The following is a 22,117-nucleotide window of genomic DNA, read 5'->3' as shown; positions in this document are numbered from 1 at the left end:
CTATGCTTTATTCGTAGCGCCAACTTAAAAGATCAGCCCCATCTGGGGCGGTTTCCGCAATACGCTTCATTATTTTAGGTACATACATGGTATTATAGCGCAAACGGCTAATGGCATTCGGCAAGGTAGGGTCACCATTCCAACAATGCTCTGCCCTGTCCCCGTACAAAACCTCGCCTGCATAATACGGGTCGGTGGTTTGCTCTAAGAAATCTTCCATTAGGTACACTGCGTTATTTAGATAATAATTATCCATATCACCGCAGTAAATATGTATTTTACCCTTTAGATTATCGCCTAGTTTGTCCCAGTCCCTTTCCAAAATGTATCGCAGGTCATAATGTTGTTTCCAATATTCAGCGACTTGATGATCTATGGCACCTGTCATCTTATCCCAAATACGTATCGGATACCCGTTCGCACCTTGAGGCGAAAAAGTAGCTTCCCAGATATCCCATTGTTGCCCTGAACGTGATCTATCGCCTAAAACTAGCTCTAAATGATTGCTTTGGCGCAAGGTCGACTGAATTTGCCCCAGATAGTTGCGGTGGCTAGGCACCTCCAAGTTTTTATGTGCGCTTTTATAATAGTACGCGTTCTTATCCTCATAAATATTGGTGAGGCAATAGGCCCTAAAATCGACGGGATCGGGACAGGCTGCAAAACACCCATTATATTCCTCGGGATACATGACCTGTACAGCCAGCGCTTCCCAGCCACCGGTAGATCCCCCGTAAAGAAAACGGGACCAACCTTTCCCGAGACCCCTAAACTTAGCTTCGATGTAGGGTATAAGCTCATAGGTAATGGCGTCTCCGTAAGGCCCCTGACTTGCAGAATTTACCGCGTAGGAATCATCGTAGTACGGGGTGGGGTGCTGTATCTCGATAATTAACATACGTGGAAAATCGGGTTCGATCCAACGCTTGTAAAAATCATAGGCTTCTTGCTGTTCAATTATATTGTATCCATCTAAAGAAAACCGTTCGGAGTATTCAGGTTTGATATCTTTTTCCGGCGGCTCGGTTCTAAAACCTCCGAAATCATTTGGAAAGTGCCCATGAAAAATCATCAATGGATATTTGGCATTGGGATGTTCTGAAAATCCTTTTGGTAAAAGTACATGTGCTCCAAGGTACATATCCCTTCCCCAAAACTTAGACAACCTTTCCGATTTGATCTTAATATGTTTCACCCATTCGGTATCTTCGGGCTCCTCAATCGGCGGAATGACTTGATCGATTATAATGTGAACATTCCGAATGCCATTTTCGTCGATCTTAACCTCAAAAGGTTTGCTATACAGATTCCCAGGGGAGGTGTTCCAGTGTTGTCCCTCCCCGTTGTCCATTGGTAATTTGACACGATGGCCTGAGGCGAGATCAAATGTTTCATACACATGAAGAAGGGCCTGAACGATATATGTCCCCGCAGGTATTTGTGAAATACTTGGGTAGGGATATCCAAAGATGGTATCGTTGAATATCTTTATCTCTCCAGGAGCCATGTTCTCTACGTTCATTCCAAAAATAAACTGGGTATCCAGACCATCGTTAATTTGAAATCGCGGTTCCTTTTCGTCGTTGTTGGAAAGCATCAATAACAATCGACCATCTTTCTTTGTAGCTGCCAAGTCTTTCGAAAAAGACACTTTAATTTCCGAGAGGTTTGAATTCTGGGCCTTTACCGATGCACTAAGCAGCCCCACTAAAATGGAAAGTGTCACTATTTTCACAGGATGGTTATTTCATCAAAAGGTAGCGATTTCTAGCCAAAAAGCAAACCCTTTCGTGCGCAGTTTACACTATTGGGGATTATTCGCCCGTATAGACGCTAAAGCCAAAAAAAGCAAAAAGGCCAAACCAAGATATCCTAGCAAGCGATAGGACCCAAAGGTGGTAAAACAAAGGCTGAAGATAGGCGGAGCCAAGGCACTTCCAGAAATTAGAAAAGACATGATTTTACCTGTAATCGCTCCAAGATGGTTTCTTCCGTAAAACCGAGGCCAAACAATGGCATTGAGCACGGCGAAAAAACCACCCAAAATTCCGAAACCTCCAATCAATAAAGGTACACCGATTGCGGTCGACAACAATAAAAATCCTACGGAAGCCATTATGCCGCCCAGAATCATAAGATACAGATACAGCTTCAATTTGAGGTAATCGCTCAAAAAATTAAAGATGGTAGATACGGATACGGCCACTACCGAGGCAGGCAAAAAAATTGATATGGCATCCTCTTTAGGAAATCCTTCACTTGCAAAAACGGAGACCACATGAAAGGTAAGTCCGGTGATGAAAAAACTATTGAAGGCCAGCATAAGGCCGTACATCCAAAAAGCCCTGGTTCCCTGCGCTTCCTTAAGCGTATATTGCTTGGCTAGTGGTGCGGTTTTCTCCTCGGTTGCATTATCTACAAATTTAGAACCATCAGGCACCAAACCGTGTTCCTCTGGTTTGTTCTTGTAGAACTGAAGTACTAAAAAACTAAAAGCTACTAGGCCCATTGCCAATAGCTGCCATGCTATTTGCCAACCGTACCCTTCGATCAATGCGTTCACCCACAACGGTGAAGATGAAAACCCAAAGGAAATGGCCACACTGCTAATAGCATTTACCTTGCCACGATTCTTATCGAACCATATCATAATCACGTTGCGGGAAGCCATTGTGAGTACTCCTTGACCAGAAAATCGAAGCATAAAGAAAAGCACTGTTATAATGGTAAAGGGAACGACCCAAGTATCAACGGCCAAAACCCGCTTAACAAATTCGCTCATGTGAACCGACCAAGAGCAGAGGAGCAATGCTAGGGCCAAAACAAGCGCCGCAAAAAACGCTACGTATCGCGCACCATAGCGGTCAAACCAGACCCCCGCCCTGCCGATGACCAAGGAACTACAAATAGTTCCAATCATATATGCATTACTGAATTGATTGCGCGATAGGCCTAGCGCATCCTTTACGGGATCGGTAAATACCGATACCCCAATGGTTTGCCCCGGTATACTGCAATAAATCCCTAGGGTTCCCACCAAAAGAATCACATAGCCATAGAATATGGGGCTTTTCGATGGATCGACAAGTGAAAATCGGTTACTAGACATCTATTGGAAAAGCTGCAAAAGTATCGTTTTTGTGAATCTAAGGCGCCAAGATTAGGGAAAATCTATACTGAAATTGACGTTTGGGCGTTAATGGTATATTAGATCTCAATCTGGAATCAATGAAAAAAGCACTACGAATAGCCTTTATTTTCATCACAATTCTGACTATGGGCAACTGCAGTATAGATGACAGTAACGATATAGAAGTTATCAAGCCAGGCGACACGGTGATTACCGGCATGAACCCTCCTCGACAGCCTTCCTAAGAATGACTAGACTTTCATTCAAACTTGATGGTAAAGGTAGTTCCGGTATTAACCTTACTATTAACGTCGATAGTACCACCTAGCTTAGTAACTTGATTATGTACTAAGTACAGACCCACTCCCTTACTATCTTCATTATCGTGAAAGGTTTGGTTCAAATTGAAGATCCGATGACCTACTTTAGCCATATCGAAACCAAGACCATTATCAGAGAATGTAAAAGTCTTCTCGCCGTTTTTCACTGTTGTCTTGATATTAATGATAGAGGCCTCATCAGGGCGGGCATATTTAATAGAATTTGTTATCAGATTAAGAAAAATACTTTCCATATAAGCGGAAACGAAGGCCACACTTCTCAACCCTGAGAAATCCACATTGAAGGTAGTGTTTGTCTGTCTTATCAAAGTGCTAATTGCGCTTTTTACTTTTGAAAGAACTTCATCAAAAAAAACTTCTTCCACTTTTTCCTTCAACCCTTCATTTTTTTTTAAGACATCGACAAAAGAATTCAGGGAAGACCTCAGTCCATCAGCCGATAGACGTATAAAACTCAACAATTCGATAGTATCCTCATCATCAATTTTAGTCATATCAATCAGATCTACCATTGAAAGTAAATTATTGACCGGTGATCTTAAATCGTGGGAAGTTGTATAGCTTAATTGTTTTAGCTCGTTATTGACTTTAGATAGATGGCTCAATTGAGAGTTACGCTCATTATCCAATTCTTTTTTAAAGGTCACGTCTTTCGCTATTGCATATATCAGTTGCTCATTCTGCAATGGAATTGAAGTCCATTGAAGCCAGACCTTCTCACCCGATTTACTAATGTACCGATTCTCAAAATTGACCAAGGGCCTGTTATTTTTTAAACCTTGCCTGATAACCGCCGTTCGTTCTTTATCGTCTTCATAAATAAAGTCGGCTATCAATGTGGAAAGCAATTCTTCTTCTGAATACCCTAAAAGTTGTCTAAAAGCAGGGTTAACCTTCTGAAAATAGCCCTCGTAATTGGCTATACAGAGGCAATCCATGGAGAGGTCAAAGAATGGTTCGAGCTGAAGGTTCATAGAAATCTAGTAATTCGAGAACTCCTATTAGTACTCATTTAAAGCGTGTTATATGTTGTTCTCAAGTTGGATACAAGACCTCACCACCACGCTTGGGTAAATAACGCTCAAAACCTTCATATTAGTCTTTCGGCAAAAGATTTAATTCATTCTTGAATCGAAATGATATCATCGAATCTTAAGAAGTAAAGAAACGCAATCTATCCCTAGTACCTAAAAGACGGTGCCTCACCCTTGCTAAGACAACAAAACTAGAAAATTAAAAGGTTTAAGTCGGAAGAGCAGCCAGCGTACAGCTTATATTATTTAATGTTTCTATGCCTTTCCCGAGCCAATAAGGTATTCTTCAACAGCATGGCAATGGTCATAGGGCCAACACCCCCAGGAACTGGAGTAATAAAAGAAGCCTTTTTACTTACTGACTCAAAATCAACATCTCCGGCAATGTAATATCCCCTTTCCTTGCTTTCATCGGGAACCCGAGTAATACCAACATCGATGATGACCACCCCGTCTTTAACCATATCTTCCTTTAAAAAATGGGGAACGCCCAAAGCGGAGACGATAATATCGGCCTGCAGGGTCAGCTCGGTCATATTCTTTGTTCTACTATGGGTTAATGTAACCGTACAGTTGGCTGCCTCTCCCTTTTGACTCATAAGAATACTTATAGGTCTGCCTACGATATGGCTTCTACCGATTACCACTACATGTTTACCTTCAGTATCGACCTTATAGCGTCGTAAAAGCTCCATGATACCGAAAGGGGTTGCGGAAATGAAAGACTCCATATCCAGGGCCATCTTTCCAAAATTCACCGGGTGGAACCCGTCCACATCCTTATCGGGGTCTACGGCCATAAGTACTTTTTGTTCATCGATGTGCTTAGGTAGGGGAAGCTGAACGATGTATCCATCAATCGAGTCATCCGTATTCAGTTGATGTACTTTTTTCAACAATTCGTCCTCGGTAGTTTCTTCCGGTAAATGAATCAGCGTGGATTCAAAACCGATTTTTTTACACGAGCGTACTTTGCTCCCTACATAGGTCAAGCTAGCACCGTCATTGCCCACGAGAACCGCTGCCAAATGGGGCACCTTTTCACCGCGCTCTTTCATTTGAGAAACTTCTGCAGCAATTTCTTCCTTGATCTCGTTAGATATTTTTTTTCCGTCTAAAATTACCATTCTAAATATTTAGTATTCATGGCGGTGGCCTATCGATCATAAAATCATTCGTATCCATATGACCCTGTCATATGAACGCTATGGGAGAAATCCCAAAATTCTAGTCGCTATTTCGTTCTCGCACTTAAACTTTTAAAATTACTTCATGCCTTTCATGGCCCCCATCATCTGCATCATTTTCTTTCCGCCGCCTCCTTGCATCATCTTCATCATCTTGCCCATCTGATCGAACTGTTTCAAGAGTTGATTGACCTCCTTAACATCTCTTCCGCTTCCCTTTGCAATTCGTTTTTTACGGCTATGGTTCAATATGGAGGGGTTCGACCGTTCGTCAGGGGTCATCGAATGAATAATGGCCTCGATATGTTTAAAGGCATCATCGTCTATATCGAGTCCTTTTAATGCCTTTCCAGCTCCAGGAATCATACCCATCAGGTCTTTGAGGTTTCCCATTTTCTTGATCTGCTGTATCTGCGAAAGGAAATCATCAAAGCCAAATTTATTCTTGGCAATTTTCTTTTGAATTTTCCGGGCCTCCTCCTCATCGAACTGTTCTTGTGCCCTTTCTACAAGAGAAACCACATCGCCCATGCCCAAGATTCGATCGGCCATACGGGAAGGGTAGAACACATCGATAGCTTCCATCTTCTCACCGGTACCGATGAACTTTATGGGCTTGTCTACAACCGACTTAATAGAAATCGCCGCCCCGCCACGAGTATCCCCATCGAGTTTCGTTAAAATGACCCCGTCAAAATTAAGTACATCATTGAAGGCCTTTGCCGTATTGACGGCATCTTGACCGGTCATGGAATCGACAACGAATAAGGTCTCTTGAGGCTGAATTGCCGAATGGATGTTCGATATTTCATCCATCATCTTCTGATCCACAGCCAAACGCCCAGCGGTATCAATAATCACCACATTAAAACCTTCAGCCTTAGCCTTGGCAATCGCAGCTTCTGCAATAGCGACTGGATCGCTGTTTTCACGGTCAGAATAGACTTCCACCCCAATTTGTTCGCCGACCACGTGCAATTGGTCGATGGCCGCAGGTCTGTAGACATCACAGGCCACGAGCAATGGCTTTTTCGATTTTTTGGTCTTTAGAAAGTTCGCAAGCTTCCCTGAGAAAGTCGTTTTACCAGAACCCTGAAGGCCCGACATTAAAATTATCGAAGGGGAGCCGGCAAGATGTATCCCTTCGCTCTCCCCACCCATCAACTCGGTCAACTCATCCTTGACGATTTTGACCATTAATTGGCCCGGCTGCAAGGTTGTAAGTACGTTTTGACCCAGGGCCCTTTCCTTTACCCGATTGGTAAATTCCTTGGCTATTTTAAAATTGACGTCGGCATCCAATAAGGCCCTTCGGACCTCCTTCGTGGTTTCCGCTACATTTATTTCGGTGATCTGCCCATGTCCCCTAAGGGTGTGTAAGGCTTTATCCAATTTTTCACTTAGACTATCGAACATCGTATTGTTAGCTTTTGAAGAAAGGCAAATTTAAGAATAACCAAGGGAAAAAAAGAGGCATTATCGAAAAAGTACATCGATGTATACGACAATCCCAATAATTGTTCTTAAGATATACCATATAATAAAAAAATAGGTGCTAAAAAGAAGAAGGCACCCATGACGACATGGGTGCCTTACTTACAAAAGTGGGGCAAAAATAGTAGGCAAAGAATGCGGTTACATTTTTTCGAACGTCAGATAGTCGGTCGTACCGTCTCCACCACTGACATCAAAAAGTTCTATTTTGGCATCGGAATATTTTACCATATCCCAATCGTCACTGAGTTCCTCAAAAAGCTCTGAGCCGTTAAAGATGATGTTGAAATCAATATCATCTTCGCTACTATCATCATCGCTATCGGATGTAGTAATCGACCACGCCCCTGAAAGTGCAGTATTTCCATCGGTTACGCCCAAAACACCATTGGGTCCGAATGTGAAACGATACCCCGCATATGCGTTGGTTTCGTCATTACCGGAATCCAAATAACTGGAAACATGCCATTCACCACTTTGGGCCGTAGATTTTATCGCATCGATATCTCCCGAGGTAATCTCTCCTTGTGTATCGTTATCATCTTTGGAACATCCGAGAAACAAAATGGCTCCAAGGGTCAAATAAATTATTTTTTTCATCGTATTCGATTTAAATTAAGGTTTAGCAAGTATTTACTCGCAATCTCTGATCAGCATAATAATTTCATCGCCACGCTTTAATTTCAAATGTTCGAGCGCGCATTCGATAACGATCCAATCACCGATATAATTCGAAAGGGTCATACTTAAATCGGCAAAGGTTACCGTTTCACCTGAGAGCGACCAGTTTCCTTCATCGACCACGACGTCAGTAGTAGTGTGCACATGAATATTGTTATTTGAAAAATCGATATTGAGGTCCTCAAAGAAACTACCTTCCTGGTCGGTAATTTTCCATCGGCAATAGCTCAATCGATCTCGAATGGCGTCGGCCGTACATATTTCAGGCTCATATTCACAGTATAGTTCCAATACGATTCCGTCTTCGTCTCCTGAAAAGAGTTTGATTTTTCCTTCATCCATCTCATAGACGTACCAGTTCTCATTAAAATCAGGGGCATTTTCGAATTCGACATTAAGGACGACCCTAAAATCTGAAACTTCAGTACTCCAGTGCCCTTCCATAGTGTGGCCATATCCGTTGTCGGCAAGTACTACACCTTCTTCCTTAAATAAGAGTATATATTCCCTATATTGGTCCGAATTATCATAATACTTCCGTTCCAACTTGGCAACTTCCCAAGGACATTCCATCAGCAGATTGTCTAAACGCTCCTCGGTAAAATCATCGTCATTATGATCGTTATCATCATCTTCGTCACAGGCCTCCTTGGCCCGCTCGATTGCCGCCGCTAATTCTGCGTTAGTGTTCACCGTCACCTTTGTATCGTCGTACAATTCAAACGACAAGGGGAAATCGAAGCTTACCAGCTCATTCTCCCCGAGCCCGGCAAAGAAACGTCTCATCTGTAGGTCACTCTCTGCAGTTACACTTCCAGTCTGTTGTAAGCCGGTATTGAAAGTGAAGAGTGTTACGGGATAGATGATATCAATACACTCAATATCATCATCGCTCCCCCCTTCGACGCAATTCTCGGCAAGTTTTTCCAACTCTTCGATACCACTGATTGTAAGCTCTGTATAGTCAGCCATCGTTATGGTGATAGGAAAGAATATTTCCATTACGGCTTCGACACCGTCAACAGCATCCATAATTTTCTCTACGGTTTCCAAATCTTCCATTTCGTTAATTTTGACCTCTAGGCCATTAACTTCAACGGTATAGGGAAATCGGATATCAAAACAACTCGCACCATCAATAATATTATCGTATGATCCGTCATTGGCCACGGTACGTTTCATCAAGTTAACGGTGGCCGAGGTGGCGGTTAGCGTTTGCTCTTCATCAAAGTCTTCCTGAAAAGGCTCTTCTTTCTGGCATGCGATAAATGTCAATGCTGTACCCAGTAGGAAGGCAAACAGCGAAAATTTAAAATACTTTTTCATAATGATTTGGAATTTATTATTACTTCAACCCTAAAACAACCCAATTTTAAAATACCCTACTTGCCTTGTTTGGGTTTTTTCAAATATCTTTGGGGAAAACCACGTCTTTGAAAACCGAAAAAACAGACCATGTTTGTGAAGAACTGGTGTTCGATACCATCTTCAAAAGTAATTCTAAAACGGTTTTCAACTACATATATTATAAATTCGGAAACGAAGAAAAAGCCCATGATGCCGTTCAGGAGGCTTTTCTTAAATTGTGGGAAAACTGTGCAAAGGTTGCACCCGAGAAGGCTAAGGCGTATGTATATACGGTAGCGAACAATCTGTATTTAAATGTACTTAAGGCTGAAAAGGTGCGTTTGAAGTATGCCGACAAAACCTTAAAAACGACTCATGAATCACCAGAGTTTATTATGGAAGAAAATGAGTTCAAAGAGAAGTTGGACCGAGCGCTGAACAGTCTCCCCGAAAACCAGCGAAGCACTTTTTTGTTAAACCGTATCGACGGAAAGAAGTATGCGGAAATTGCGGAAATGGAGGGTGTAAGTATAAAGGCCATCGAAAAAAGAATGCATCTGGCCTTAAAAGCCTTACGGGAACAAATCGATGGCATTTAGACTTTACAAGATTAAATAGTAAACCTTGCCCCTAGTTAAAATGCATTTAGAGATATAATCCCAAAACTTTCAAAAACGAATTTGGGTAGGGTTTTTTCATAATGAGTTGTTATTAAGGTACAAAGGTAGAGATCATGCAAGAAAATTACTTGGCAAAATGGCTGAACAACGAACTCACTGAAGAGGAGCTTTCGGAATTCAAAAAATCCGAAGAGTATGCCTCCTATCAGCGAATTCTACAAGTCACAGGTACGTTGGAGCCCCCCGATTACGATATGGAGGAGGCATTACGTGCTATTAAAAACAAGCAAACCTTGCATAGTAAGAAAGTGGTACAATTGCATCCTTTCAAAAAGTTCTTGCGAATCGCAGCTGCTATAGCGGTTATTATTACAGCCTCCTATTTTTATCTGAACACACTTGATGAACATTATACTACGCAGTATGCAGAGAATGAACAAATTGAACTCCCCGACACCTCGACCGTATTGTTGAATGCTGATTCCGAACTGTCTTATAGCGATGGAAAATGGGATGAAGAACGAAATGTCAAACTGAAGGGAGAGGCGTTTTTCAAAGTGGCCAAGGGCAAAAAGTTTACGGTTGACACAAAGGCCGGTACTATAGCCGTTTTGGGCACCCAGTTCAATGTAGTGTATAGAAAGGATTTCTTTGAAGTCACTTGTTTCGAAGGTTTGGTGAGTGTAACCTTCGATGGCAACGAAACCAAATTACCTGCAGGCACTTCGTTTATGGCCATCAGCGGTAAAATTGTGGAAAGCGCCGCACCAAATACCACACAACCCTCATGGGTTAACCATGAAAGCTCATTTAAAAGCGTTCCGCTTCGATTTGTTATCGATGAATTTGAGCGTCAACATAATATTTCGGTAGAAACAAAAAATGTAGATACAGACCAACTGTTTACAGGTACTTTTAGCAATACCGATAAAAATCTTGCGTTAAAGAGTATAGCGGCACCCTCGCAAATTAAGTACACCTTAGAGGGTGGCAAAGTGCTCTTCTATGGCGATAAGAAACCATAATTTTTTTCTTCCCCTTCTGGGTATAGCGCTTTTTCTCGTTACCATCGTGAAAGGCCAAGAAAACGGCTCCCGAACTCCACTTATTGATTTCATCCAAGAACTGGAACACAATTTCGATGTCAAATTTTCCTATGCCGACAATGACTTGAAGAATATTTGGATCAGTGTCCCTAAGGCCTCTACCTTGGATGCCACCTTAAACGACATCGAATATCAGACACAGCTTCAAATTCAAAAACTTAACGATCGCTATTATGCGGTGACCAAGACCAAGACCGTAAATATCTGTGCCCAGGTATTGGACAATTTTGAACAGAATACGGTTAGCGGTGCCACCGTAGAGATCTTGGGCACGGCAAAAGCTACGGTTACTGATGAAAATGGTAATTTTTATCTAACCAACGTACCTAGAGACGCCTATGTTCAAATCAAATTTATGGGGTTTAAGACATTATTCGTCGCAGTCGAAGCGCTCATTTCAAGAGATTCCTGTGCCACCCTACTATTGGCTCAATTCTATCAACAATTAGAAGAGGTCGTCGTCTACGAATTTTTAACTAAAGGGCTTATCCAACAAACTGATGGTAGTTTACAGATGAACAGCGAAAAGTTCGGCATCCTTCCCGGGTTAATAGAACCTGATGTATTGCAAACCGTACAAGCCCTACCCGGTATAAAAAGTGTGGACGAGACCGTATCCGATATCAATATTCGGGGAGGCACCAACGATCAAAACCTCATCTTATGGGATGGCATCAAAATGTACCAATCAGGGCACTTTTTCGGTCTCATTTCTGCCTTTAACCCCTATTTGACCGATCAAGTTACACTGATTAAAAACGGAACCAGTGCCCAGTACGGTGGTGGTGTGAGTGGCATTATCGATATGCGTACTCAAGATAAAATTGCCGAAAAGTATTTCGGGGGAGCAGGTCTTAATTTGATAGGGGGCGATGCATATGCACAAGTACCTCTCAACGATAAACTGGCCATTCAATTTTCGGCGAGACGTTCCCTAACGGATTTAATAGCCACCCCGACCTATGATCGTTTTTTCAAGCGGGTATTTGAAAACAGTGATGTCACCCAAGAAAACAATTTTTATTTCTATGATTTTACCGGCAAGTTATTATACGACTTCAACGAAAAACATAAGCTTCGGTTTAGTTTTATAAACATCAACAACCTTCTTGATTTTACCGAACGCCATATGGAAGACAATAGGGTAACACAAAGTGCCCTTGACCAGACCAACCTTTCTTTCGGGGGGAGTCTAAGAAGTCATTGGAACGAAAAGCTTTCTACGTTTTTGAACGCCTACTATACCCAATACAACCTTGATGCGCGTAATATTTCGTCAAATTCAAGACAGATTTTATTTCAGAACAATCAGGTTCAGGAAACTGCCTTACAACTAAACACCAACTATATAATCAATGACCAACTACAGTGGCTCAATGGCTACGCCTTCAGCGAGACCGGAATTACCAATAAGACCGACGTTACTCAGCCCCCTTACCAAAGCAATGAACGCGACGTCATTCAAAAAAATGCACTATTTTCGGAGATGAGCTACAGATCGGACACCCAAAAATGGTTTGCCCGGGGCGGGCTTAGATGTACCCTGTTGGAAAACCCCAATGCTTTTCAGAAGTTTTTGGTCGAGCCTCGGTTAAGCTTAAGTTACAGTATCACAAGGGCCTTAAAATTACAACTGCTAGGAGAGTTCAAAAGTCAGGCCATCAATCAGGTCATCGACTTGGAACAAGATTTTTTAGGCATAGAAAAAAGAAGGTGGCTCGTTTCAGATGAAGACGTACTTCCGGTGACACAAAGCAAACACGGATCCCTTGGCATCCACTTTGATGAGGAAAATTTCTATGTAGGTCTTGAAGGTTTTTATAAAGACGTAGAGGGCATCAGTACCGTGACCCAAGGCTTTCAGAACCAAAACCAGTTTAACGGAGAGATCGGTAAATACACGGTCAAGGGTTTTGAATTTTTAATCAATGCCAAAACCAGCTCTTATAGTATTTGGGCCAGTTATACGTATAACAATAACGACTATAGCTTTCCGGACATCGTACCGCCAAACTTCCCGAACAACTTAGATATCAGACACACGGCCACCTTGGCGGGCACCTATACCTTAGAACGTTTCAAGTTTGGTATTGGCCTGAATTATAGATCTGGAAAGCCGTACACCGAACCAGATTGGACAGACCCTATTGATACAACTTTTTACCCTTATCGCATCAACTACAAGGAACCCAATAGTAATCGACTACCCGAATATTTACGTGCCGATGCGTCGGCCGTCTACCAATTTGAACTGGGCAGAAGGATGAAGGCCTCTTTTGGCGTTTCAGTGTTGAACCTTGCCAGTAGAAGCAATATTCTCGATACCTTTTACCAACTTGACGAGAACGATGAAATAGAGAAAATCGAAAATGTATCGCTTGGTCTTACCCCCAATGCCAGCTTACGTTTGCGATTTTAATGCTTCACGGATTTGCTATAGTACTAATGTAATCGACCATTTTATCCGGCAGTCAATACGTTTAAAAATTATAACGTTGACTTTTTAGATGCACTTATTATTACTACTTTTCAAACTTTGATAGTTGTATTCCAAATTGCCAAAAAAGTATGAAGATTGTCCGAACCGATAGAGAACTCGAAACCCCCCTTATCGATCAAACTCTAATCTCCAATGGTCACACATTGACCTTACTACCAGATGGGGTTTCCGAAAGCGAGCTTGCCAAAGAGCTAGAAGATTGCGACATCTTGCTCATGTGCTACACCCCGATTACCAGAACCGTTCTCGAGAAGGCCGATCGCCTGAAAGCAATAATTAAATACGGAGTGGGAATCGATGCCATTGATATTCCGGCTGCCAATGAAAAGGGTATTATCGTAGTGAACATTCCCGAATACGCCGAAGAAACCGTAGCAGAAGGGGCCTTCACGCTACTTATTGCCCTAGCCAAAAAATTGACCTCACTTCATCACCAGATGAATTGTAACCAATGGGCCTGGCCTACCCAGAAATGGATGGGCTTCGATCTGGCAGGTAAGACATTGGGCATTATCGGTTGTGGAAAAATTGGAAAAAGCATGGCCCGAATGGGAGGCCAAGGTTTTCGCATGAAAGTTTTGGGCTATGACCCTTATCAAAGTCATGAGGTGCTGGCTGAACAGGGTATCGAGAAATATGATCAACTAACGGATTTTCTTAAAGCCTGTGATTTTATTTCGGTACATGCCGTGCTTAATTCCGACACAAAGCATTTATTAGGGAAAAAAGAGTTTTCGGCCATGAAAGAAACCGCCATCTTTGTCAATACGGCCCGTGGAGCATTGATAGATGAGCTTGCACTTTTAGAGGCGCTCGAAACTGGAGAAATTGCTGGAGCCGGTATCGACGTTTTTAGCCAAGAACCGCTTAACAACATTAACCATCCGCTAAGAAAACTCTATGCTATGGACCATGTAATCCTACTGCCCCATTTGACATTTTACACCAAGGAGGCCATGGAACGGCTTGAGGAGGAGGTACTGGAGCGCTGTGCGGAAATAGTAGAAAACCGGCCTGTTTTAATTAAGTCAAAAGATCCGCGCCTACAACAACAAAGTCATTTGAAGACGACACTATCGAAATGATATAATCGATTTCTGTTCTAATCTTGGCCATTCCAAGGTAAATGAAAGCTAGTCAGAGGATTGCTTTTCTGGATATGGTTGAAAATCAAAACCCAGCATAGTTCGAATAATCTGGTAAAGTTCAGGATACTCCTTTAAAAAGGTCTCCGGTGTTTCTACATAATTCTCGACGGCTACCGAAAAGAATTCTTGAAGATTGGTCATGCCATAAGCTCTAAAATAGGCCGAGTCGGCCACTTTTTGGGCATAGCCTTCGCGAAGAAAAAGTTCCTTTATTTTTTTCAATCCCACTCTAAACTTTTTGGCCTCCCAAGTGTTTTTTCGAACCATTTCGAAACTCAGGGCATGGGCAAACTCATGCACTGCCAAATTCCTGTTGTCATCGGTGACACGAAAACCTTCCCAAATATCATTGGCCGAAAAAATAGCGGTTTTAAACCTCGGGTTATACTCCCCCAAATGGTGTCTTCGACTTACACGGGAATAGTATTTTGAAGGGTATACTACAATGCGTAACAAAGACCGCGTCATCTTAAAGTTGTTCAGGCCCAACGTCATTAAGACCATCGATGCACTTAATAGCAACTTTAGCTCGTGCTGTTTGGGCGTCTTTCCATAAAAAACAAATTTTTTCCTACTCCTGAACCAAATAATACGTTCATCGCATTTTGCTTTTAACGGTACAGAAAGCTGAGGATAAATGGGAAAATAAAAGGCCAAGAATTTCTTCTCGGAGGGCGAAAGTGGCTTTATTCGAATCAATGGGTTCAAGTGGCGAAGCCCGAAGGCATAATAAATCATATAACACAGATAGATCGAGATATAGATCAACACAAGAAAAGTTCCAAAACCTTCGGCAGTTAACATATAGTATAAACTCAGAGGTCTGATAAAAAATTGTTCGCTTAAAAGAAGCCATCAAATGCCTCAATGCACTTGTACCAACTGTCTAATCCAAAACCTGTCCTTTTTGAAGTAAAACTCTCTTCAGGTCACTGTAAGGAACATCTTGAACGGCCATATTATTGTCAATGGAAAGAACAGCCGCGGCGGCGGCGGATTGCCCTAAAATCATGAAGACGGGCTCCATTCGAATAGAACCGAAGGCAATATGGCTTGAAGAAACACAGACCGGAACCAATAAATTGGTGCATTCAGACTTTTTAGGAACCAAAGAGCCATAAGCAATCTGATAGGGACCCTTAGTACTTACCCCGATGTCGCCCTCATTCTGAACAAAGCCATCTTCTTTTACATACCGCTGCACATTGTGGGAATCCATCGTGTAAGAGCCCATACCCACGGATTGTGGTGTGGGTCTTCGTTTTAGAAGTTCATTCTCCGTCATTACAAACTCCCCGATCATTCTACGTGCTTCACGCACATAAATCTGGTGTGGCCAATGGCCATTATCGATAAACTCGTCTTTTGAGAGTCCCCATGTTTTCATTTCCGACTGAATGTCTTCAGGAACCCTAGGATCATTGGATACAAACCATAGCAGTCCCTTTTGGTACTGTTCGTGCTCCGCAATGATTTCTTTGCGCCGTTCATACGAAGCCTCGGGGTAATCGTAATTCATACCTATATTGTCACTACTCACCGGCCCATGGTTGTTCGTATCGGTCTTGTAATTAGGGATGGCATCAAATTTTTGGAACCAATCTTTGCGACCTGTGGCCAATACCCTTGCCAATTGTTCATATTGCATGGGGTCATACCCTTCAGGTTTCGGAAAAGGCACCCGGTTCGGTTCATGGTTTGTCATACAGGTACGGAAACAATACGCCTGTATTTTATCGTCTCCACTGTGTTTTTTCCCGGGCGGTTCACTTGACACCCTTGGTAAAAGTCCACTTGAGGGGTCACCGGGAATGATATAGGGTGAAATGTCCGATTTGAAATAATGATCATGGTGCAGTACCCCGACCTGTACACCATTCCATTCTTCTCCGTAAACCTCCGAAGATTCCCTTCCTACATGATAGCTGACCCCTGCCGCAGCCATTAAATCCCCTTCATAGGTAGCATCCAGAAACACCTTTCCGAAATATGTTTTTCCGTTCAACGTTGAGATGGAAATGATCTTCCCATCCTGTAACTCCACACCCTTATGCCTATCCAACCAAGCATCGCGTTCAACTTGTATGTCATATTCAGCAATCAACGCTTCATACACTTTTTCGGCCACATGGGGTTCGAATATCCACATGGTTCTATTTTCACCATCCATAGCAGGGGTGCCCTGGCCCTTATTTCCATATTCGGATTGCGGCTGCCAATTCCAGGCTTCTTCAGTATTGTAGTGCAGCCATACACGATGGTAAAAATCACGGGCAAGACCACCGATTACACTTTTGTCGCCTGTGTCGGTAAAACCCAAACCACCAGATGTCAACCCACCCAAATGTGTGTCGGGAGAGACCACTATAACCGATTTACCTGATTTTTTGGCTTCTACTGCAGCGATGATAGCCGCGGAAGTACCACCATAGATAATAATATCGGCAGTTTCATGTTTTTTTGATACGGCAGTTTCAGCTTGGGCGGTCACTAGATTAACCGTAACGATTAAAACTATGGCGAACCCTAAACACAACAAATTGGATTTCTTCATAGCCTAAATTTAACCAAATATGTAAAGCATTTCGAATAGGAGGCCAAGTACGTCACCAAAATACGTAATTGGTCAAAAAGGAGGAGGCCTAAAAAAGCTAGGTAATGCCCGGCCTACATACGTTCAGGAACGGTTATACCCAAAAGTTCAAATGCGGACTTTATTATCTTCGCGACCTGTTCGGAAAGCTGTACCCGCAGTACTTTTTTACCATGAACCGTCTCCCCCAAAATAGAGACCTGTTGATAGAACGAATTGAATTCCTTCACCAAATCATACACGTAATTGGCAATCAATGCAGGACTGTAATTTTCGGCAGCTTGCTGTATGGTTTCGGGATATAACTGAATCTGTTTGATCAATTCCTTTTCTTTCGGATGAAAGCCGATAATCTGATTTTCAGGGTTGGAGCCGAGCTGTAAAGTGATGTCGTTGTCAAAATCTACTTTGCGCAGTATCGATTGTATTCGGGCGTGGGCATATTGAATGAAAGGCCCCGTATTGCCTTGGAAATCGACCGACTCTTCAGGATCAAAGAGAATTCGCTTTTTCGGGTCTACCTTTAAGATATAGTACTTCAGTGCCCCTAGCCCAATGGTTTTGTACAACTGGTTCTTCTCCTCCGATGAATATCCTTCCAGTTTGCCCAGCTCTTGGGAAATCTCTGCTGCAGTACGGGTCATATCTAGCATCAGGTCATCGGCATCTACTACCGTACCTTCGCGACTTTTCATTTTTCCGCTGGGCAAATCAACCATACCATAGCTTAAATGATGTAGCTTGTCGGCCCATCCGTAGCCCAATTTTTTCAGAATAAGGAACAGCACCTTGAAATGGTAATCTTGTTCGTTGGCCACTGTATAGACCATGCCCCCTATATCAGGATAATCCTTTACCCGTTGAATGGCCGTTCCGATATCTTGGGTCATATAAACGGCAGTACCATCGGCACGGAGCACTATTTTTTCGTCGAGACCTTCATCGGTTAAATCGATCCAAACACTGCCATCGTCCTTTTTGAAAAAAATGCCTTTGCCCAGTCCTTCGGCGACCACATCCTTTCCCAATAGATATGTATCGCTTTCGTAATAAAGGGTATCGAAGTCAACGCCCAGGTTCTTGTAGGTCACATCAAAACCTTCGTAAACCCAACCGTTCATCATTTTCCAAAGTGACACGATTTCAGGGTCACCGGCCTCCCATTTTTTAAGCATTTCCTGCGTTTCCAACAATATTGGAGCTTCTTTTTCGGCCACCTTCTTATCGATTCCCTTCGCTACCATCTGGGAAATCTCCTGCTTATAGGCCTTATCGAAAGCCACATAGTAATCTCCAACCAACTTATCACCTTTAAGGCCCGTGCTCTCAGGCGTTGCCCCGTTTCCGAACCGCTGCCAGGCCAGCATACTTTTACAGATATGAATGCCGCGATCATTGATAATCTGGGTTTTGTATACTTTTTTGCCCGATGCCTTTAAAATTTCCGCAACGGCATACCCTAAAAGATTATTTCTAATATGCCCTAGGTGCAATGGTTTATTGGTGTTGGGCGACGAATACTCTACCATAATAGCCCCTTGTGCCGTTTCTTTTACAAAGCCATAAGATGGGTCTTCTCTACTGGCATTGAAAAAGGCAAGGTAGTAGGCGTCACTGATTACAATATTCAAAAAGCCCTTGATCACATTAAAGTCGGCGACCTCTTCAAGTTCCTCCTTTAGATGTTCCCCGATGCGCGTCCCGATTTGAACCGGATTCCCCTTGACAAATCGTAGCATGGGAAAGACCACAACGGTTATGTCACCCTCAAAATCTTTGCGTGTCGGCTGAAATTCAACTGAAGGAAGATCTATCCCGTATATTGATGTTACGGCCTTTTTTACCTCGCTTATTAAAATATCTTCAATACCCATAGATTTTCGCTAAGGCTGCAAAACTAATCTTTTTTAAGCTTTTATCTTAAACTAAATCTCAGATAAGACTATTGTTTTTTGGCTCAATACATAAGGTTTTCATTAACTTTATAGCAATGTAACCTCGTATTTTAGAAGGTATGAAAAAGAAAATGGAATGTTGCTCAACGTATCGTACAACAACAAAGAAATCACTAAAAAAATAGATCGGGCGGTGGGGAAACCCTACCTACTCAAAGATCGGTGGAAGATGGGGGGTATCGGTTCGCCGCGGTTATTTATTACAGAGACCAGCATTGAGATACATAACTTGCTGATTCTCGACAACAATCGTGACCAGTGTAATGTAGAACTACGGCCCAAAGGAATCATCGTTCGGTTCCGTTCGCTGCTGGAAACATTCGCCCTAATTATTCCCTATTATAAACTGGTTGTTTACAAAGGTGACCTTGCCGTATATTCCATACATCGGGACCACCATTTTATTAAAGTAAAAGCGGACACCAAAGCCATTCAAAATTTTTTTAAAAAACTTTTGGACCACAAGGCTGACAATTCACCCACATCGATCGAGGATTTGTAAAAAAATAATGGTAGATATACTTATTTAACCTGCCACACATAGTTTTAATCGAGATAACAGCATGAGAATTCTTCTTACAGGTGCCAACGGCTACATCGGAATGCGATTATTGCCGCAACTACTAGATCTTGGTCATGAGGTAATTTGTACCGTACGCGATGAAGGTAGGTTTGCCGTAGATGAAGAAATCCGATCGCAAATCGATGTTATTGAAATAGATTTTTTAAAGCCCGTTGAAGAAAGTAGAATTCCAAAAGATATTGATGCCGCTTATTTTTTGATACATTCCATGAGCTCGTCCACCAAGGATTTTGATGAAATGGAAGCAAAAACCGCCCAAAATTTCAACGCCTATTTAGAGTCGACCGAGGTAAAGCAGGTTATTTATTTAAGCGGTATCGTAAACGAGGAGAATCTATCAAAGCACCTCTGGTCTCGAAAAAATGTAGAGGAGATACTTTACAAAGGAAATTTTAACCTGACCGTACTCCGAGCCGGAATCATTGTAGGTTCGGGAAGTTCATCATTTGAAATCATTCGGGATCTTTGTGAAAAATTACCCGTTATGATAACCCCAAAATGGGTATTGACCAAAACGCAGCCCATTGCCATTAGAGATATTATTCACTTCTTGACCGGCGTGCTGGGAAACATTGATACCTACAATGATTCTTTTGATATTGCGGGGCCAGATATACTGAGCTACAAAGAAATGCTGCAATTATATGCCCGAACAAGGGGGTTTAAGAATTGGATCTTAACCGTACCTGTAATGACGCCTAAACTTTCCAGTTATTGGTTATATTTTGTGACCTCGACCTCTTACAAATTGGCATTGAACCTTGTCGACAGCATGAAGGTAGAGGTAATCGCCAAAGACCATCGGTTACAAGATATATTAGGAATTCAAACCCATACGTATACCGAAGCCATTAAAATGGCTTTCAAAAAAATTGAACAGAACCTTGTAATCAGCAGTTGGAAAGACAGTATGATCAGTGGACGGTTCAAAAGAAACCTAGAAAGCTTTATTCAAGTTCCTAAATACGGAATTCTTAAGGATGAAAAGAAGCTAAAGGTTGACAACCCGCAGGAAGTGTTGAGCAATATTTGGAAAATCGGTGGAGACCAAGGTTGGTACTACGGGAACTGGCTTTGGAAAATAAGGGGCTTTTTGGATAAGGTTTTCGGTGGGGTAGGCTTGCGTCGCGGGCGCACACATCCTTTTGAGCTCTCCGCAGGCGATGCCTTGGATTTTTGGCGTGTATTATTGGCCGACAAAAAGTCAAAGCGCCTCCTTCTTTTTGCGGAGATGAAGCTACCTGGTGAAGCTTGGCTTGAATTCAAAATCGATAGGGACAATATACTGCATCAAACAGCGACATTTCGCCCCAGGGGCCTTAAAGGCCGATTATATTGGTATAGTATACTTCCATTTCATTATTTCATTTTTGGTGGAATGATACGCAACATTGCCAAAACCGAATGATTTTTTATCTACAAAAAATACCATTAAAGTATGTCCTACTTGTGGCTTACATGTTATTTTTCAACGGTTTACGGATTAATGGCCAACAAAAAAGTCGAAAGGTAAAAACCAGTGAATTTGAGTACCTAGAGTTAGCGGTTCCCAAAAAGGCTCCTACCGGGTATGTGTCCGTCAAGACTTATGAATGGAATAGAAAACTAGAACCGGGTACTACCTATGAGGCCAGTTTTTGGATCATCGGCAAGCAAGTACCAACACGATTCTATTCTTTTCCAATAACTCTTTTTCTTGCGAAGCCTGCAGACCACACTTTGATTTCCAATTCTGAAGAAATCGAACCAGTCCACCCAAGCCCGCAACTTGAGGTTAGACCACCCCCTTCCTTTACTGCAAGAGGTCATTTCACTTTTTTAATCAAGCCAAGGTACGCTTATCAGAACCTGACCATTGCCCTTCAAAAGGTCAATAATCAAAACATACCCACCGATTTCATAAAGAGTATAAAAATCATTGGGTTCCATTTACAACCTTCAAGCCTAAAGGGTAAAATGGAGAATATCAAGACACCACCCGAAAAAACAACCCTTAGTTCTGATACCCCCCTTGCAGAAAGAAAACTTATGGATAGTGGCCAAACTTATTCCATCCCACAAAGAAATGTTCAAATAGGCCTATATGACCACCGAAATATCGACCATGACCGCGTGACGATTTACCTCAATGATAAGATAATCGTAGAGAGACTGCCCTTAGCACGGGAAAAGAAATACTATGATATTGAATTACAACCTGGTCCGAACACCATAACCTTGTATGCCGAAAATCTGGGCGAAGTTGGCCCGAATACGGCTGCTATAATTATCAAGGGAACCTCGATAGAATTTATGGCTGTATTGGAATCCGATTTAGGTCAAAGTCAATTTTTCACACTTATAAATACCGAAAGGTAAAAAGGTAACGCGCCTAAAGTAATTAGGCGATAATTTGAAG

18 protein-coding genes are annotated in these 22,117 nt (G+C 42.3%); 8 read left to right on the top strand and 10 right to left on the bottom strand.

Going from position 1 to position 22,117, the window contains the following annotated elements:
* Positions 1-7: 7 nt before the first annotated feature.
* Complete coding sequence (locus F2B13_RS09645; RefSeq protein ID WP_232622935.1) at positions 8-1,735, bottom strand: alpha/beta hydrolase-fold protein; 1,728 nt, start codon at positions 1,733-1,735, stop codon at positions 8-10.
* A gap of 69 nt (positions 1,736-1,804) precedes the next feature.
* Positions 1,805-3,109 carry an MFS transporter gene (locus F2B13_RS09640; protein WP_149274874.1) on the bottom strand — a complete coding sequence of 435 codons (1,305 nt, stop codon included), beginning with the start codon at positions 3,107-3,109 and terminating at the stop codon, positions 1,805-1,807.
* Positions 3,110-3,228: 119 nt separating this feature from the next.
* On the opposite strand from F2B13_RS09640, the gene F2B13_RS20395 reads away from it, so the two are divergent.
* On the top strand, positions 3,229-3,375 hold the full coding sequence (locus F2B13_RS20395; RefSeq protein WP_198439731.1) for a hypothetical protein: 147 nt from the start codon (positions 3,229-3,231) through the stop codon (positions 3,373-3,375).
* Positions 3,376-3,389: 14 nt separating this feature from the next.
* Here the strand turns inward: F2B13_RS20395 and F2B13_RS09635 are convergent, their stop codons facing one another.
* The 5 genes from F2B13_RS09635 to F2B13_RS09615 form a co-directional block, all read right to left on the bottom strand.
* On the bottom strand, positions 3,390-4,445 hold the full coding sequence (locus F2B13_RS09635) for a sensor histidine kinase (protein ID WP_149274873.1): 1,056 nt from the start codon (positions 4,443-4,445) through the stop codon (positions 3,390-3,392).
* A 302-nt stretch (positions 4,446-4,747) separates the two neighbouring features.
* Positions 4,748-5,632: a bifunctional methylenetetrahydrofolate dehydrogenase/methenyltetrahydrofolate cyclohydrolase FolD gene (gene folD, locus F2B13_RS09630; RefSeq protein WP_149274872.1), complete on the bottom strand. Its 885-nt coding sequence runs from the start codon at positions 5,630-5,632 to the stop codon at positions 4,748-4,750.
* Between the two features lie 138 nt (positions 5,633-5,770).
* Positions 5,771-7,108 carry a signal recognition particle protein gene (gene ffh, locus F2B13_RS09625; protein ID WP_149274871.1) on the bottom strand — a complete coding sequence of 446 codons (1,338 nt, stop codon included), beginning with the start codon at positions 7,106-7,108 and terminating at the stop codon, positions 5,771-5,773.
* A 219-nt stretch (positions 7,109-7,327) separates the two neighbouring features.
* Positions 7,328-7,786, bottom strand: coding sequence for a hypothetical protein (locus F2B13_RS09620; RefSeq protein WP_232625213.1), 459 nt, complete (start codon positions 7,784-7,786; stop codon positions 7,328-7,330).
* Between the two features lie 33 nt (positions 7,787-7,819).
* The gene (locus F2B13_RS09615; RefSeq protein WP_149274870.1) at positions 7,820-9,193 is read right to left on the bottom strand and encodes a hypothetical protein; all 1,374 of its coding nucleotides are present in this window, start codon (positions 9,191-9,193) and stop codon (positions 7,820-7,822) included.
* Between the two features lie 107 nt (positions 9,194-9,300).
* Here F2B13_RS09615 and F2B13_RS09610 point away from each other — a divergent pair, with 107 nt between their 5' ends.
* The 4 genes from F2B13_RS09610 (at position 9,301) to F2B13_RS09595 (ending at position 14,525) form a co-directional block, all read left to right on the top strand.
* Positions 9,301-9,813 carry an RNA polymerase sigma factor gene (locus F2B13_RS09610; RefSeq protein ID WP_149274869.1) on the top strand — a complete coding sequence of 171 codons (513 nt, stop codon included), beginning with the start codon at positions 9,301-9,303 and terminating at the stop codon, positions 9,811-9,813.
* 134 nt (positions 9,814-9,947) lie between these two features.
* Entirely contained in the window at positions 9,948-10,859 is a 912-nt protein-coding gene (locus F2B13_RS09605; RefSeq protein ID WP_149274868.1) for a FecR family protein, read from the top strand.
* Complete coding sequence (locus tag F2B13_RS09600; protein ID WP_149274867.1) at positions 10,840-13,359, top strand: TonB-dependent receptor; 2,520 nt, start codon at positions 10,840-10,842, stop codon at positions 13,357-13,359. The genes F2B13_RS09605 and F2B13_RS09600 overlap by 20 nt, the downstream gene beginning before the upstream one ends.
* A 149-nt stretch (positions 13,360-13,508) precedes the next feature.
* Positions 13,509-14,525, top strand: a complete 1,017-nt coding sequence (locus F2B13_RS09595; RefSeq protein ID WP_149274866.1) for a 2-hydroxyacid dehydrogenase — start codon at positions 13,509-13,511, stop codon at positions 14,523-14,525.
* 48 nt (positions 14,526-14,573) lie between these two features.
* Here the strand turns inward: F2B13_RS09595 and F2B13_RS09590 are convergent, their stop codons facing one another.
* The 3 genes from F2B13_RS09590 to argS all read right to left on the bottom strand — a co-directional run bounded on the left by F2B13_RS09590 (position 14,574) and on the right by argS (position 19,055).
* Positions 14,574-15,392, bottom strand: a complete 819-nt coding sequence (locus F2B13_RS09590) for a zinc-dependent peptidase (RefSeq protein ID WP_149274865.1) — start codon at positions 15,390-15,392, stop codon at positions 14,574-14,576.
* Between the two features lie 82 nt (positions 15,393-15,474).
* Positions 15,475-17,142: an FAD-dependent oxidoreductase gene (locus tag F2B13_RS09585; RefSeq protein WP_149274864.1), complete on the bottom strand. Its 1,668-nt coding sequence runs from the start codon at positions 17,140-17,142 to the stop codon at positions 15,475-15,477.
* Between the two features lie 113 nt (positions 17,143-17,255).
* The gene (gene argS / locus F2B13_RS09580) at positions 17,256-19,055 is read right to left on the bottom strand and encodes an arginine--tRNA ligase (RefSeq protein WP_149274863.1); all 1,800 of its coding nucleotides are present in this window, start codon (positions 19,053-19,055) and stop codon (positions 17,256-17,258) included.
* Positions 19,056-19,212: 157 nt separating this feature from the next.
* Between argS and F2B13_RS09575 the strand changes: the two genes are divergently transcribed.
* From F2B13_RS09575 to F2B13_RS09565, 3 genes are all read left to right on the top strand, one after another.
* A complete protein-coding gene (locus F2B13_RS09575; RefSeq protein ID WP_149274862.1) occupies positions 19,213-19,638 on the top strand; it encodes a hypothetical protein in 426 nt (141 codons plus the stop codon).
* A gap of 61 nt (positions 19,639-19,699) precedes the next feature.
* Positions 19,700-21,127, top strand: coding sequence for an SDR family oxidoreductase (locus tag F2B13_RS09570; protein WP_149274861.1), 1,428 nt, complete (start codon positions 19,700-19,702; stop codon positions 21,125-21,127).
* Positions 21,124-22,077, top strand: coding sequence for a hypothetical protein (locus F2B13_RS09565; protein ID WP_149304061.1), 954 nt, complete (start codon positions 21,124-21,126; stop codon positions 22,075-22,077). The genes F2B13_RS09570 and F2B13_RS09565 overlap by 4 nt, the downstream gene beginning before the upstream one ends.
* Positions 22,078-22,117 lie beyond the last annotated feature (40 nt).

This window comes from Pareuzebyella sediminis, from assembly GCF_008367235.1.
GTDB classification, from domain to species: Bacteria; Bacteroidota; Bacteroidia; order Flavobacteriales; family Flavobacteriaceae; genus Pareuzebyella; species Pareuzebyella sediminis.
This window is presented reverse-complemented; position numbering and strand designations above follow the sequence as displayed.

Bases quoted from the DNA above. Each gene is read 5' to 3' on its own strand.
- F2B13_RS09620 (WP_232625213.1), bottom strand. From the start codon at position 7,786: ATGAAAAAAATAATTTATTTGACCCTTGGAGCCATTTTGTTTCTCGGA.
- F2B13_RS09605 (WP_149274868.1), top strand. From the start codon at position 9,948: ATGCAAGAAAATTACTTGGCAAAATGGCTGAACAACGAACTCACTGAA.
- F2B13_RS20395 (WP_198439731.1), top strand. From the start codon at position 3,229: ATGAAAAAAGCACTACGAATAGCCTTTATTTTCATCACAATTCTGACT.
- F2B13_RS09600 (WP_149274867.1), top strand. From the start codon at position 10,840: ATGGCGATAAGAAACCATAATTTTTTTCTTCCCCTTCTGGGTATAGCG.
- argS (WP_149274863.1), bottom strand. From the start codon at position 19,055: ATGGGTATTGAAGATATTTTAATAAGCGAGGTAAAAAAGGCCGTAACA.
- F2B13_RS09585 (WP_149274864.1), bottom strand. From the start codon at position 17,142: ATGAAGAAATCCAATTTGTTGTGTTTAGGGTTCGCCATAGTTTTAATC.
- F2B13_RS09590 (WP_149274865.1), bottom strand. From the start codon at position 15,392: ATGTTAACTGCCGAAGGTTTTGGAACTTTTCTTGTGTTGATCTATATC.
- F2B13_RS09615 (WP_149274870.1), bottom strand. From the start codon at position 9,193: ATGAAAAAGTATTTTAAATTTTCGCTGTTTGCCTTCCTACTGGGTACA.
- F2B13_RS09565 (WP_149304061.1), top strand. From the start codon at position 21,124: ATGATTTTTTATCTACAAAAAATACCATTAAAGTATGTCCTACTTGTG.
- F2B13_RS09575 (WP_149274862.1), top strand. From the start codon at position 19,213: ATGTTGCTCAACGTATCGTACAACAACAAAGAAATCACTAAAAAAATA.
- F2B13_RS09570 (WP_149274861.1), top strand. From the start codon at position 19,700: ATGAGAATTCTTCTTACAGGTGCCAACGGCTACATCGGAATGCGATTA.
- F2B13_RS09595 (WP_149274866.1), top strand. From the start codon at position 13,509: ATGAAGATTGTCCGAACCGATAGAGAACTCGAAACCCCCCTTATCGAT.
- F2B13_RS09635 (WP_149274873.1), bottom strand. From the start codon at position 4,445: ATGAACCTTCAGCTCGAACCATTCTTTGACCTCTCCATGGATTGCCTC.
- ffh (WP_149274871.1), bottom strand. From the start codon at position 7,108: ATGTTCGATAGTCTAAGTGAAAAATTGGATAAAGCCTTACACACCCTT.
- folD (WP_149274872.1), bottom strand. From the start codon at position 5,632: ATGGTAATTTTAGACGGAAAAAAAATATCTAACGAGATCAAGGAAGAA.
- F2B13_RS09640 (WP_149274874.1), bottom strand. From the start codon at position 3,109: ATGTCTAGTAACCGATTTTCACTTGTCGATCCATCGAAAAGCCCCATA.